At 39.7% G+C, this 13,950-nt stretch carries 10 protein-coding genes and 2 pseudogenes; 7 read left to right on the top strand and 5 right to left on the bottom strand.

Going from position 1 to position 13,950, the window contains the following annotated elements:
- Positions 1–98: 98 nt before the first annotated feature.
- Positions 99–2,129: a magnesium chelatase ATPase subunit D gene (gene bchD / locus V7K27_RS27835; protein ID WP_334951581.1), complete on the bottom strand. Its 2,031-nt coding sequence runs from the start codon at positions 2,127–2,129 to the stop codon at positions 99–101.
- Between the two features lie 103 nt (positions 2,130–2,232).
- Here bchD and V7K27_RS27830 point away from each other — a divergent pair.
- Positions 2,233–2,322, top strand: a pseudogene (locus tag V7K27_RS27830) (Uma2 family endonuclease); the annotation flags it as partial.
- Between the two features lie 144 nt (positions 2,323–2,466).
- Here V7K27_RS27830 and V7K27_RS27825 read toward each other — a convergent pair.
- Genes V7K27_RS27825 through V7K27_RS27815 form a run of 3 tightly spaced genes read right to left on the bottom strand, consistent with a single transcriptional unit; the run spans position 2,467 to position 7,953 of the window.
- The gene (locus V7K27_RS27825) at positions 2,467–4,044 is read right to left on the bottom strand and encodes a TniQ family protein (RefSeq protein WP_334951580.1); all 1,578 of its coding nucleotides are present in this window, start codon (positions 4,042–4,044) and stop codon (positions 2,467–2,469) included.
- Positions 4,034–5,221, bottom strand: a complete 1,188-nt coding sequence (locus V7K27_RS27820; protein WP_334951579.1) for an AAA family ATPase — start codon at positions 5,219–5,221, stop codon at positions 4,034–4,036. The genes V7K27_RS27825 and V7K27_RS27820 overlap by 11 nt, the downstream gene beginning before the upstream one ends.
- A gap of 2 nt (positions 5,222–5,223) precedes the next feature.
- Positions 5,224–7,953, bottom strand: coding sequence for a TnsA endonuclease C-terminal domain-containing protein (locus V7K27_RS27815; protein WP_334951578.1), 2,730 nt, complete (start codon positions 7,951–7,953; stop codon positions 5,224–5,226).
- A 158-nt stretch (positions 7,954–8,111) separates the two neighbouring features.
- Between V7K27_RS27815 and V7K27_RS27810 the strand changes: the two genes are divergently transcribed.
- From V7K27_RS27810 to V7K27_RS27785, 6 genes and pseudogenes are all read left to right on the top strand, one after another.
- The gene (locus tag V7K27_RS27810; protein WP_100898060.1) at positions 8,112–8,300 is read left to right on the top strand and encodes a ribbon-helix-helix domain-containing protein; all 189 of its coding nucleotides are present in this window, start codon (positions 8,112–8,114) and stop codon (positions 8,298–8,300) included.
- Positions 8,301–8,495: 195 nt separating this feature from the next.
- Positions 8,496–9,005, top strand: a pseudogene (locus V7K27_RS27805) (Uma2 family endonuclease); the annotation flags it as partial.
- 230 nt (positions 9,006–9,235) lie between these two features.
- The gene (locus V7K27_RS27800) at positions 9,236–9,844 is read left to right on the top strand and encodes a hypothetical protein (protein WP_334951577.1); all 609 of its coding nucleotides are present in this window, start codon (positions 9,236–9,238) and stop codon (positions 9,842–9,844) included.
- A gap of 669 nt (positions 9,845–10,513) precedes the next feature.
- Complete coding sequence (locus V7K27_RS27795; protein ID WP_334951576.1) at positions 10,514–11,290, top strand: NYN domain-containing protein; 777 nt, start codon at positions 10,514–10,516, stop codon at positions 11,288–11,290.
- 137 nt (positions 11,291–11,427) lie between these two features.
- A complete protein-coding gene (rnc, locus tag V7K27_RS27790; RefSeq protein WP_334951574.1) occupies positions 11,428–12,111 on the top strand; it encodes a ribonuclease III in 684 nt (227 codons plus the stop codon).
- A 304-nt stretch (positions 12,112–12,415) separates the two neighbouring features.
- Positions 12,416–12,634 (top strand): hypothetical protein, encoded by a 219-nt coding sequence (locus V7K27_RS27785; RefSeq protein WP_334951572.1) that lies wholly within the window; start codon positions 12,416–12,418, stop codon positions 12,632–12,634.
- An 88-nt stretch (positions 12,635–12,722) separates the two neighbouring features.
- Here V7K27_RS27785 and ribD read toward each other — a convergent pair whose 3' ends face one another.
- On the bottom strand, positions 12,723–13,826 hold the full coding sequence (gene ribD / locus V7K27_RS27780) for a bifunctional diaminohydroxyphosphoribosylaminopyrimidine deaminase/5-amino-6-(5-phosphoribosylamino)uracil reductase RibD (RefSeq protein WP_334951594.1): 1,104 nt from the start codon (positions 13,824–13,826) through the stop codon (positions 12,723–12,725).
- Positions 13,827–13,950: the final 124 nt, after the last annotated feature.

The raw sequence follows: 13,950 nt of genomic DNA, 5'->3' as shown, positions 1-13,950 counted from the left end.
CTCATCCCCCTCATCCCCCTCATCCCCCTCATCCCCCTCATCCCCCTCATCCCCCTCATCCCCCTCATCCCCCTCATCCCCCTCATCCCCCACTCTACTCATCGAGATTTTAAATCAGCGATCGCACCTCTGGTCATAGCAGCAATAGCTTGATCTGTCGCTTTTGGCAAATGATAATATTTACCGCCTGCTGTTTGCGATAATTCCTTAGCAAAACCAGTGGACACAAATTTACTTTCCGTATCAATTACTAATAGTTGCATCCCCAAAGCCCGGATTCTGGCAGCAATTTCTAATAATTCTCCTTTGATATCTGGCTTTTCTCCTGGTTCTAGTTGCTCACCTAAAGAACGCGCTAAGGAAATATTACCCCGCCCATCGGTAATCGCTACAAGCACAACTTGCCCAATATCTCCGCTCATCTGGGCATTTAAGCCGACGCGCACAGCTTGGGTTAAACCATGTGCTAAGGGCGAACCGCCACCACAGGGCAACCTTTCCAAGCGATTACGCGCTAAAGCAATGGAACGTGTTGGAGGCAATAACACCTCCGCCTGTTCTCCCCGGAAAGGAATCAATGCTATTTGGTCGCGGTTTTGATAAGCTTCTGTCAACAGTTGCATCACCGCACCTTTAGCTGATTGCATCCGGTTCAAGGCCATTGAGCCAGAAGCATCTACCACAAATACTACCAACGCCCCGGCTTTGCGTACCAAGCGTTTCGAGCGAATGTCTGCCTGTTCGACAATAACTTTTCTATCTGGGTGTCTTTCTCTTCGGGCTTTTTGATAAGGAGCCGCAGCTCTGAGGGTGGCATCTACGGCAATGCGCCGCGCTTTCCCCTTGGGCAACATTGGCTTAATGTAGCGTCCCCTGTCATCGGAAAAGATGACACTACGACTACCAGATTTACCTTGCCGCTTCGCCATTTGAGTGAAGTAAAGCACGCTGTCATCAAGAATTACCCCTTCTGGATCAAAAATGAATTCTTCCGGGATGCTAGGGGGTTCTTGCTCTTGATTTTCTTCCTGTTCTTCTTGTTCTTCCTGTTCCTCTTCTGATTCGTCCTGGGGTTCTTCTTGATTTTGTGGTGGGGGTGGAGGCGGTGGTGGTGATTGTTCTGGTGGTGGTGTCTGCACAATTGTGGCGCGTGGTACAATCACCAGTTCGACAGCACGGCGCAAATCTTCGGCATTGACTGTTGTTCGTCCCTCCAAAGCCGCCGCCGCCTTAGCAACCCGCGTGGCGAATAACTCGGCGCGATGTCCCTGAACTCCGCCGCGAATCGCCTCATCTACTAAGTAAGCAATTTGTTCATGGGTGATGATTACTTCTTTCAACCATTCCCGCGCCAAGATGATTTGGGTTTTGAGGGAGTCTAAGTCTTCGTTGTACTGTTTGAGGAAGTCTTGGGGAGATTTAGAATAGGCGATCGCAACTTCTACTGCTGCTACTCTTTGATCTAAGCCGAGTACACCGTCAGCAGAGAGTGCGATCGCAATTCTATCTAGTAAATGCTCCCGTAATCCGCCTTCTTCGGGATTGTAGGTGGCAATAAATAAGGATTTACACGGATGCTGAAAACTAATCCCTTCCCGTTCAATCTGGTTGCGTCCGTCAGATAATACTGTTAAAAGCTGATTTGATATTTGGTCATCTAATAAATTAATTTCATCTACATACAACACGCCCCGGTTTGCTGTAGCGAGTAAACCGGGCTGAAAAATGGTATCACCTTCTTTTACCGACTTTTCCACATCCACAGAACCGAGGAGTCGGTCTTCAGTGATACCTAGAGGAATTTGCAAAAAAGGTGCGGGAATTATTTCGACGGGAACATCTTGAATGTCTTTGTCTGCATACTCCGCCAACAGTTGATCATCCCATTCTTCTGGGTGATTGGGGTCACAATTACTGATTGAGCCTTTGACAACTTCTATCGGCGGTAGTAGAGCGTGAATAGCACGAGCCATCACAGATTTTGCCGTACCGCGACGACCTGCGATCGCCACTCCTCCCAAACCAGGATCAACTGCGGCTAACAGCAAGGCTAATTTAATTGCTTCTTGACCGACTACGGCACTCAAGGGAAAGGCAGTGATCGTGGGATTGATAGTAGGCGCAGGCATGGTTTGCTTTCATAGCGAGTCTTGGTCTTTAGCATACCAATTTCTGACACATTTAGAATATAAGTGCGGTTACGCGATCGCATTTCCCTTGGGAGGAAGATTTATGAGTATTGCTCAAGCTAAACGCTTCACACTGGATGAATACCACAGGCTTACTGAATTGGGCTTTTTCCATGAAGATGTGTCACTGGAAGCATAACTTTTCCGTCACGGAAGGCTTATGCTTCTAATGCACCTCAGAAAAGTTATGCTTCCAAGCAGAGATGAACAAAAATATTGGTTGACTCCAAAAAAATAGGTTGAGCATGATTTATCAAATCATGATTATCGTGGTGCATCAATTTTCATAACCGAGTTCCTGTCGAGTTTTAAATAAGGCATCTTGAAAAAATTGATCCCGTGTATATCCTGGTTTTGTTAAAAGTTTCCTAACTTGAGCAAGGGTAGGTTCTTTTCCCTGCTTATGAAGCTTAGAAATAGCCTCATTCATTTCATTAATCACTTGATTTCTCTTCTCCAATGTACAAGCGTTTCGATATTCTTTGTGACGCTTGGAGATTTGATAGCAAAGTTCAGGAAAGAGTTTATACAACTTGGGACTCTTTATTCCAAGACTTTTCGTAAGAGATTGCATTGAAGGAGGAGGATTTTCTATCAGTGCTGCTTCCAAGAAATGTCTTGTTTTTAAAGAATACTTACTAAGGGTTTTCACATATTCAGCATGACGCAATTTGAGCATTTGATGTAGTTCAGGACAATAATTTTTGAGAGAATGACGAGAGCATTTAAGGCGTTTAGCAACCTCTGTGAGACTCGGAGGTGCTTCTTCACCAAGAGCTTTTGTAAGAACTTGTTGAATTTTTATCTTGTCTAATTTTGTTTTTTTTGGTTTATTATCTTGGTCTTGGACTTTGACAAATAGCTGAGAATTAACCTGGAGTTTACCAATAAGAGTATTGATATCTTCCGTAAAGAATTTCAATGGTGATACTTGTAGGGCATATGTAATTTGTAGTAGCTTATCAATTCTGGGAATTCGTTTATTATAAATGTAAACAAATATATTTCCAGGAGCAATACCAATAAAACGAGTAAATGTCGCTATCTTCCCTTTAGTTATGTTATTAGCACTAAAATAAGCATTGAGAACCTGAGCAATTCTGTCCCTCGTTGGCAGAGAAGATAGATGAGGAGCAGCAGCAATTAACTCGCCGATACTTATTGTTACATATTCATGCCACTTAATATTATCTTCGTATATGCTTTGAGGACAGGTTTTAATTGATGAGGAAGATCCTAACCACTTGCCACATTGTGAACAGTAACCAGGTTGCATTTGCTTCACAATTATCGGAAGCATCTTCTGGCAATGAGGACACTCCTCAAGTAAGTATTGGCAATGGTGAAGACAAATTTTAACTGGATGAAGAAACCAAAGTAGAGGAGCATACAAAGGTTTTTTATTCATCTGCCATTCTTCATAGCAAACTGGACACCAAGCTTGATGGTCACGAAATAGTTGATGATAAGTAGTAACCTCAGACCAAGAAAGCATAGTGAGAAAAGATAAATCATTATGTAAAGTTAAAGCTTCTAGCTGTTGAGATAATTTAGTGGTAGTTAATCCTAATCCATTGAAAGATTTTGAATTGTGAGGCGATCTAAGTAATCGGTAAATTATTTGGCTATAATCATATAAATCTTCTCTTTCAAAATGCTTGAGAATGTTGGGATGAAGTAGCTTGTTTACAGTCACACAATGAGCTTGAGATAAACGAATTATATAACTGGTCAAACTTTCACAATCAGGTGTTCCAATTCCAATTGGCTCTAAAGAATATAAACGGCTACATTCGGAAATTTCCGGTGGGTGTAATTCTAACGATTCATAAATACTTAATTTCTTATACTTCATGAGTTTCAATCCCTACGGAATCCCGTTGAGGTTTACGTTGACCTACAGTTTTTTTACGTTTTTTGAATTGAGAAGATTGCTCCTGTGACTGTTGAAGTTCTTTTGAAACTTTTTGTCTGAAGACGGGTTTGCCTCCCAAACCTAATTCGATACGTAGTTTTTCAACTTCACCTTCAATCCCTGTGGCTCTTTTTTCACCCTCTTTGATAGCTTTAAAAATGTTTCGACATTGACCTACTGATAAAGCTCGTCGTTCTAAATGATTAAGAGTGATTATGTTTGCTTCTTCTGCTAAGGCATCAGCCAAAGCATTGTTTAACCAATTTTTTAGAATGCCAACACATCCTAAACTGCGTTCATAGAGGTAGTTCCAATTGGATAAAAAATCAGGTTCTTCAACTGTTGGAATTTGACCTTGGAAATTCCAAATAACACTCTGCCAGATTTCTCTGTCTTCGATGAATTCCGCATTATAACGAGGCAAGTGAATGTAAACACTACGCCGACTTAATTGATCACCAATATCGTGAAGAGTTAGCAACTCATAGGTTCCAATTAAACCATGTAAAACTTCTGTACGATTAGCTAGAGATTTAATGGCTTCTGGCACATCGGTTAGTTTACGTCCACTGGCTACCGCTAGTAGATGATGAGCTTCATCAATAAAGAAAATCTGAGGTCGTCGGTGTTTCAGGGATTGTTCTAATGCCCATCCCAAATCAGTTTCAAGAATTTTTTGCTTAATGACAATTTTCCCTTCATTATCTGAGTAAATGCCTTGTACTCCGTAGTTAATCTTGTGATTAATAAATTCCTTTGGTTCATGAAGAGCATATAAACATCGTTTGAGATGATCTTTAGCATTGAATAGACCAGATTTTTGTACAACTGCTTCTACACTGGCAAATGGAATGCGCCCTCGGTCAACTTCCATTTCTTTCCATAACTCTTGGACTATCCATTTTTCAGTGAGCAAGCGTAATTTGGTTTTGCCTACTCCTGTGGGACCGAAAATAAAAATAATTTTGGACTCTCCGCAATGGCGAATAATAGGTTTGAGAGTTTCAAAAGCTTCATAAAGATAAGGGTGCGCCATTGTATAGTTATCATAATAATTCAGTCGGACTTGAAGTGGTGCAGTAAGTAGTTCTGGCGGAAATAGTCTGGCTGTTGACATGATTAGTAAATTTTGAAGATTTTGACTTTTTGAGGATTAACTAATTCATTAACTTCTAATTGAGATTCTGTTGAACTATTCAATTTATCCTGTTCTTTTTCTTCATCGACATTTGGGGTTTGATTGTAGGGACTTAGCAAGGGTAGTTCTCCTTCAATAACCTGAAAAACTTCCTGTGCTTGTTTATCCCGCAAGCGTTGTTCGAGTAAAATTTCCTCAACCTCAAGGCTGGCCAGAAATTCTCCGAGTTGTTTAGCTCGAATTCTGTAACTAGAAGCATGGTTTTGTTTTTGTTTCTTAAGTTGGGTAGTTGCTATTTGAATTTCTTTTTCAGAACGTCCTCGGAATAAAGAGTAATATTCACTAATACACTCAACCCATTGACCCCGAACATAAGCATAAGCAATTCCTGCATTAAAAGGGTCATATCTAACATCGACTGAAGTATTTTCTATTTCTGGGTCACGAAAGGTATTTGACCAGTAGTATTTCTGCTCAACTTTGATTCCTTTTCCCGGCTGTACTTTCGCTCTACTCTTGTTAGTAGTAGGCAAAGTTAGGATGCGGAAATTTTCGTCATAGGAAATGCGACGATGGTCACGACTACCATATTGAGCAATTCCTGCACTGAAGACTTCTCGTGGACTTTGCCCTTCTAAACCCGGATGTTCAATGGTGTCATAAATAGAGTAAGCCCATTCACAGAGGTATAAATACAACCACCCCAAAGTCCACAATGATAAATTCTTGGGACTGACTGATTTGGTCATCAGTCTGACTTTTTTTGTAATTTGGGTATTGCCTGCTAAATTGTAGAAAAACTGGGTGTTGGTGGTTCCAAATAACCGTTCACACACGCTACTAAATCGAGATTTGCTACTAGGACGATGCTTAAGAGTGCATTCAAACAAAGCTAGCAGAGTTTCAAAATAAGTGCTGTAAAATTCTTTAGCGTTATCTGTGACGATGGTTTGAGGCAGTCGTCCATAACGTTTTACACATATTCGCAGAACCATCATACAAGAACGATATGAAGGAGGATCATAGCTGGCATAAACTGCTAAAATCCGCCGAGAAAATGCATCCACAAGCAATGTTATCCAAGCTCTCCCAAGAACTTTTCCTGTTTTAGAGCATCTGAGTTCAATATCTGATTCTGTATGGTCAATATGGCAAATATGGAAGGGGAAATCCCCATGACGAGGTGTTGTTACTTCTAACTCCCAATAAAAGGGTTCTAACCGATAAGCAGACCGAAGTCCTTCTCTTTTGAGAGTTTGTTCGTAACCAGAACGTTTTTTAATTTCTTTGATAAAAGTTTTGTAACTGGGAACTTGAAGCTCAGAGATTCCGGTTTCGACACAGAAGTGGACAAATTCGTTATAAACTGACTGTTTGCGTTTTTGTTTTTTGGTTTCATATCTTTCTATAATAAATTTATCTATCAAGTTGAGAATATGTTGAGGTAACTTTCGATTTCGATTACCTTTTTTGTTTTCAAAATGCAGTATTCCTAAGTACCCATATCCATATTTCTGTTGTGCTTGTCTGTAAGCTCTTAACCAAATCCTTAAAGAGCGTTCTTGTGGTGTATTGGTTTTAATAGGTTGTCCATCCAAATAGGGTTGAATCAGACGATAACGACGATTAGCAGCCATTAAGTCTGGGAAGCTAGCTTTTTTGAACAAATCCATTACCTGGTTGTTAATTTCATCAGTTTTTTGAGTAGTGGATTTGGTAATTTTGCCCTGTTTTACTAACTCATCAAAAGTGGAGAGAGATAATGTGACAATTTGCTGTTCTGATGTTTGAAGTAAAACTTCTGTTTCTCCTACTAAAGTAATAGTCAGACTTTTGCCGCTATACAAAACAGTTATACCAGGGATAAGTTCAACTCCTAGTGAGTGAATAGTATTTGTCGTTGATTGAGATAGAATAATTGCGTTGTAGGTTTCTTCGTACAGTTGGTCAATAAATAAAAGACATTTTTCGGCTTCTACCAAAGGAGATGCTGTTAAATTTACATAGATTTCTTCATTAGCAATCAGATGATAAATGTCGTCTGTGCTGACCCCTTCGCCATGATGAAGGAGATTCGCTAAGGTTATACCTGGTTGTGCAGATATCATTGAAAGGATGGTATTTCGAGTCGCTTTTGTCACCTCAAAAGCATCTGATTTGTAGTAATCTGCTAAAAATTCTAGGTTCCCATGTAGCGTCCAATTAATCTCGGCATTTGACCAAAGGCGGAAAAAAAAGCCAAATTGTTGAGCATATTGTTCAGCTGGTGGGCTGTGCCACTGATTGTCATCACCTAAAACGTAACGCCGAGAGCTTTTTTGAGCTAATTGATTTAATTTATCTTCTGGTTTGCACTCTACCCATCCAACAGAGTTAGTATGAATAACGAAGAAGTCTGGGGTGATATAAAAACCAAGATTGCGTCCCGATGCTTCTTGATAACTGAGTTTAAAAGACGGAGGTTGGTCGTAATACTCTAGAACATCTTCATCATGTTCGAGTTGGTAGATAAAAGGGAGTTCTACTTTATGAGACTCAAATTGAATGCTCAATCCCATCTTTCGACTAGGGTAACGTCCTGTAACATTGTTATGAGCGCCTCTGACACGACGGGAGGGAGCAGATGAGCGGACGTGTTGGATTTCCTGTTGTGCTTTCTCTGATAGCTTTAGACAGCAGCACCATTGGTTAAATTCATCATCACTCAGCATGGCAATTTCCTCGCTATTCGACTCTCAGTATAGGGAGTATAAGAATAGATATCGCCTAATATACATCTATATTGACTTAAATCAGATGTAAATTAACTCAATTTAATCTGGCTGATATGGGGAAGTAAAATAAGCTGAAAATGAGCAGTAACTAATTTGTGAGCAAACGAATTAACATCACCTTACCCGATTCTGTATTAGATGATCTGGAGTGGTGGGCAGAATTCCAAGGACGCCCTACCGCTAATCTTGCTGCTTTTCTGATTGAGATGTCTATCAAAGAAGCAAAGGATAAGGGGATATTTCCTGATAAAACAGACTCTAATGACAATGTTTTAAAAAAGTAAGAGCTAAAGCTATTGTTTTTTATAAAAACTAACTTGAACTCACGGAAATATTATGCTTCCAAATTGGACTTTCGGAAAAGTTATGCTTCTAGTCGCTTAAAAATAAGCGTCATCATCCAACATAAATATAAGGATTACAGAGTTTTTAACAGAAATCTTATCCTTCCACTGGCAGAAAAGTTATGCTTCTAGTCACAAGATGACCACATTGAATTAATCAACGGCGAAATTATTGAAATGGCATCCAAAGGTACAGCCCATGAAACTTGTTTAAGAAAACTGTGGAAAGAACTCCCCAAAATCCTCCGAGACAAGGCTACTTTACAATCTCGATCCCCGATTGCTTTACCACCTAACAGCGAACCTGAACCGGATTTTGCGATCGTTCAAAACCGTGCTGATAATTATCTATCGTCTCACCCCAAATCGGCTGATGTCTTATTGGTGATCGAGGTTTCAGATTCTTCTTTGGCTTATGACCAAGATGTGAAAATTCCTCTCTATGCTAAATCAGGCATTACTCATTATTGGATATTTAATTTATTCGATAATTATTTGGAAGCTTACAGTGAGCCATATCAGGATAATCATGGTAAATATGGTTATTTAAATAAGCAAATTTTCTTGTCAAATCAGGTAATATTTTTTCCTTCCTTCCCTGATTTATCTCTTGATTTAGTTAAGGTGTTTCCGCCAAAGCCATAAAAAATGAAGTCGGAAGTCGGAAGTCGGAAGTATTAAATCAAGACAGACACTTCGGGGTGGGGTTTTTACCTACCTTCAGATACAAGGACTGTTTCGCCCACAAGGGGCAAGGTTTTGAACCTTCACTTTTTCCATAAAAATATGTTTAAAATGCAAAATCAAGGTTCTTAACCCACGGAGGTGGGTTTTGTCTGTGTAGCCGCGAATTCTATTCGCCAGCAGTAATTTTTATGGCTTATAGTGATTTTAAACTTATTCAAGTTATTGATTCTTTTGGGTTAGTTATTCACGAGTCATCTGGACTATTTGCAAATATACAGGAGCAAGAATGTAGTGATTTATTATCTACTATCCTTAAGGAGAATGTTGATTTAGCTGTAGCCATAAGTTCTGACAAAGCCCGAAGTGAAATGATAATTAGTCCAATTTTGTTAGAAATTAGACGTAAATTTAATTATGAAATAAGCTTTTTTTCTGGAGTTGATTTTACTGTTGATAGCCAACGAGGACTAAACGGCTTTTGTGATTTTATTTTGAGTCTTTCTTCAGAGCAGTTGCTTGTACGTTGTCCGGTGGTTGTCTTAGTAGAAAGTACAAATGAAAATTTAAGGTCTGGTTTAGCGCAATGTATTGCCGAAATGGTAGCTGCTCAGTTATTTAACGAGAGAGGTGGAAATCAAATCAAAGCTATATATGGTGCTGTTACTATCGGTACGATCTGGCAATTTCTCAAACTTGAAGGCAATCTAGTTTCGATTGATTTGAGTGAATATTATATCAAGGATATTAAGAAAATTTTAGGTATTTTATATAGTGCGATCGCGCAAAATAAGCCGTAAATTATTTATTAACCAAAATATTCTGAAAATATTTATGATTATATAGTTAACCATATTAGGATATTGAAAGTAAATATGGTTATTTAAATAAGCGTATTGTGTTACCTAATCAAGTGATATTCTTGCCTTGTTTACTTAATTTATCTCTCAAATTAGGTAGAGATTTCCGCTAAAGTTGTGTTCCTAAAGCTTATAGCTATCGAGTCGTTAGGTTTACAGTTCTTTACAAACGAGATGCTTGACACACAGATTAAGCTCATGTTAGATATAGAACAACGGCAAGCAAAATAACTGCACTCTAAAGCAAAACTCGACAAGTGCAAATATTGATTGTGGTCTAAGAAAGTATAATCCCTAGCTTACCGCTAAGTATCGCGTTATCCCTTCCGCTGAACATTCAGCCTGATGTCATGTCAATTAGTTGATTAGACTATCAGCCGGAAAACTAGATATTTAGGTGTATGCTCAACGGAATGAATAACGCGATACTTAGCAGTAAGCTAGGGATTTTACCTTCTTAGACTAGAAATCAAATTTGTAAATAGAGATCCTAACGAGAGAGAGAAACACTTTTTGAGTATAAATCTCTTTCATAAAGCTAGGCTGCTACTAGATGTGTGATTTGTTGAAGCTGTCCGGTTTCCTTAAACTAACTCTGGACATACTCGAATGACAAGCTATCATCTACCCTCCAACAGACAAGCAAGCCAAAAAAAAGATTCGACTGGCATTTTTTGTGATATTCAGAACGTTCCCTCAATCACAAAATTCGCTAGTTTAGTGCTGCAATTTGCAAAATCTGAGGGAACTGTATCTTGTAAAAATATTTACTACAATTCACAGCGTCAAGACCAAGTTGCTTCCAAGAATAAGCTAAAAGAGCTTGGTTTTAGATGTGTTGATGTTCCCGACTCCTCAAAGAATAGCGCAGATAAGCGACTTAAAGATGACTGTTATGAGGCAGTTGCTTTTAATCCTTCTCTAAAGAAGATTATCCTATTCTCAGGAGACAGAGACTTTGCTGTATTAATTTCCATTCTCAAAGCTATGGATAAAAAAGTTATTGTCTTTGCTCAACGAGGTAGTGAAAGTCCAAGATTGATTAAATTGGTTGGCAATCATAACTTCCATTTTATAGATCAAGTACCTCAATTAGTTGGGGACAAAAGTCAATGTCAATCCACTGTCATGGAGCCTAAGATTGATTTCAATGAAGCTGTAGGATATCTGATTGAAACTGTCAAAAACGCACGAAGTGAAGGTAAACCTACACACTACAGCTACATTGCTAAATTAATGCTTAAACAATTCCCCAAATATCAGGGTGTTTCTTCAATTTCTACATCTGATGGTAGTAAATTTAATAAATTTGGTCAGTTGGTTGATGCTGCTGTTGAGTCAGGTAGAATTACAAGACAAAATCAGGAATTGCTTTTAATAGAGTAATATAAATTAACTACCTGAATTTGCTTTTAAAAACCTAGTTTGATTAGTTGACTGGGTTTTACCAACATTACCGCTAATTGCGGTTTTTTCATTTTTGACGATAATAGTTAATTTCTGCAACAAGACAAAAGATAAAAATGCACAAACTTCTCACGTTTAATAATCAAAAGTTACTCCGCCAAGCACTTACTCACCGTTCTTATGTCAACGAACACCCAGAAGAAGGTGAACACAACGAACGTCTAGAGTTTCTTGGTGATGCTATCCTAAATTTTTTAAGTGGTGAATATCTCTATAAACGTAATCCAGAAAAAGGAGAAGATGAATTAACTCGTCGCCGTTCTGCATTAGTAGATCAGAAGCAATTAGCAAAGTTTGCTCTTGAAGTTGATTTAGAATTTAAGATGAGATTAGGACAAGGTGCAATTCGAGACGGAGGATATCAAAATCCTAATTTATTAAGTAGCACCTTTGAAGCAGTCCTTGGCGCGTACTATCTAGATAATAATTCCGAGATTGAAGTAGTTCGCCCAATTGTAGAAGATCTGTTTAAGTCAGTATCGGAAAATATTGTTGTGTCTCGCTCTAATGTAGACTCAAAAAATCGCTTTCAGGAATGGGTGCAATGCAATGTTACCCCAAATCCCCCTAAATATTTCACAGAACAAATAGGAGGCCCTTCTCACGCGCCAGAATTCATCGCAAAAGTATTGGTAGATGAAAACATTTACGGCGAAGGTAAGGGACGCAATAAAAAAGAGGCTGAAAAAGCTGCTGCTGAAGATGCCCTAACTGAGTTGAAAAAGAAAGGTTTGTTGTAGAGATGATTTTTTATCTCACGCCTTACCAATTTGACGCTAAAAATGCTAAATTCCTGTTTGAGCCAGATTGAGAATTAATGGATTTGTTTTCTAGGTTTTGCAACTCAATCCATGAAAATCTGTCTTTCCCATGCCCAATCCCGATTTTCCAAACTGAGTTTTAAATTCTTAATCTTTATAAAGTTATAAATACCATTATTAAGTTTTTTATAATACTTGTTTCAGCTTCTAGATTCATGATGTAAAGTGCGATCGCAATTGTGTAATCTGAAGATAGCAAAGCTAATTATTCAATTGAGGTCTGATGACTCCTACGATTATGCGTCAGCTTTGGTCAGTGGTTGAAACCGCCCAAGCCAAGCTCCTGTTGCAACTGGATGATGCTAACTTAGTGCAGTGGTTAGTAAAACAAACCGAAACCCAAGTGTTGTTAGATTCTAACGAAACTGATTATCTGTGCCACTACATTCAATCTCGGCTAGCCCTTATACGTGATATTGCCCATGAACGTCAATTTTCATGATGTCCAAAGAACGATGAATTAATTAATACTCAAGTTTTATCAATTCAGAATTCTGAATTCTGAATTCTGAATTCTGACTCCTGTGTTATTACTCTTGACTATTGGCTTTTTGGGGAAAATAACCTTCAACTAAGCAGTCAGAGCCGACTACACGCCAACGAACACGTTCTAGAGACAACGCCTCAGTCATGGTAGTAAAACCTAAATCGCCCACAGGTGTGGGAGCAATACTACCACCAATGATTTTTGGGGCGATAAATGCCAGAATTTTTTGCACTGCTCCTTGAGCGATCGCACTTGCAGCTAAGGTACCACCACATTCCCACAACACGCTACAAAAACCCCGCTCATATAAGTACGCCATTGCCTTATCTGGTGTCAGTGATGTTAATTTCACCACCTCCACCCCCTTTTTTAGCAACAGTTCTTGAAAATCGGGGTTAGCGCCCTCCTGTGTCAACACCAAAGTCGGAGCATCCGCAGTTTGCCACAGATGAGCATTTTCCGGTAAGTTGAGATGGCGACTCATCACCACCCGCAGGGGATTATGTGCGCCCTCCTGATGGCTGGTTAAATAAGGATTGTCGTGTCGGACTGTATTACCACCGACAATTATGGCATCAGAAGCTGCCCGCAGTTGATGTACTTCACTGCGGGAATCTTGGCTTGTCACCCAGGCGCTGTTACCAGAGGTGGTAGCAATTTTGCCATCTAAAGTCATGGCATATTTTAAAATTCCCAAAGGTCGTTTGTAGAGAATGCGATGCACAAAAGCTTCATTTAGCTGATGACAAGCTGACTCTTCTACTCCTACCAACACTTCGATCCCCGCCGCACGTAAACGGGCAATACCACCTCCAGCTACCAGTGGATTGGGATCAACCATACCTACCACCACTTTTGCCACCCCAGCTTGGATCAATCCTTCCGAACAAGGGGGAGTACGTCCGTAGTGATTGCAAGGTTCGAGGTTGACATAGATTGTCGCACCACGAGCGCGATTTTCCAGGGGAGAAGCTGCGCCAACGCCTGCTGCTTTCAAGGCAAACACTTCTGCATGAGGCTCACCTGCACGAGGATGAAACCCTTCGCCGACAATCTCGCCATCCTTGACAATCACCGCTCCCACTAGCGGATTTGGCGAAGTATGTCCTAAAGCGCGGCGAGCAAGTTCCAAACACCGCAGCATCATGCGAGAGTCAAAATCACTTCCTACCTTTTGCTTTATAGGAGAATTCGATCCAAACAATTCTTCTTACAGCCTTTTTTATCTATTTAAACCACAATCTCCTGTAGGTTAGCACAGCTAGCTGTGC

Source organism: Nostoc sp. (assembly GCF_036919575.1).
Classification (GTDB): Bacteria; Cyanobacteriota; Cyanobacteriia; order Cyanobacteriales; family Nostocaceae; genus Nostoc.
Note: the sequence above shows the minus strand (reverse complement) of the source record. Positions and strands in the feature narration are given on the sequence as shown.

What these genes read in the sequence shown, in the direction of transcription:
- bchD (WP_334951581.1), bottom strand. Translation starts at nt 2,129, where the DNA reads ATGCCTGCGCCTACTATCAATCCCACGATCACTGCCTTTCCCTTGAGT.
- V7K27_RS27825 (WP_334951580.1), bottom strand. Translation starts at nt 4,044, where the DNA reads ATGAAGTATAAGAAATTAAGTATTTATGAATCGTTAGAATTACACCCA.
- V7K27_RS27820 (WP_334951579.1), bottom strand. Translation starts at nt 5,221, where the DNA reads ATGTCAACAGCCAGACTATTTCCGCCAGAACTACTTACTGCACCACTT.
- V7K27_RS27815 (WP_334951578.1), bottom strand. Translation starts at nt 7,953, where the DNA reads ATGCTGAGTGATGATGAATTTAACCAATGGTGCTGCTGTCTAAAGCTA.
- V7K27_RS27800 (WP_334951577.1), top strand. Translation starts at nt 9,236, where the DNA reads ATGGCTTATAGTGATTTTAAACTTATTCAAGTTATTGATTCTTTTGGG.
- V7K27_RS27795 (WP_334951576.1), top strand. Translation starts at nt 10,514, where the DNA reads ATGACAAGCTATCATCTACCCTCCAACAGACAAGCAAGCCAAAAAAAA.
- rnc (WP_334951574.1), top strand. Translation starts at nt 11,428, where the DNA reads ATGCACAAACTTCTCACGTTTAATAATCAAAAGTTACTCCGCCAAGCA.
- V7K27_RS27785 (WP_334951572.1), top strand. Translation starts at nt 12,416, where the DNA reads ATGACTCCTACGATTATGCGTCAGCTTTGGTCAGTGGTTGAAACCGCC.
- ribD (WP_334951594.1), bottom strand. Translation starts at nt 13,826, where the DNA reads ATGATGCTGCGGTGTTTGGAACTTGCTCGCCGCGCTTTAGGACATACT.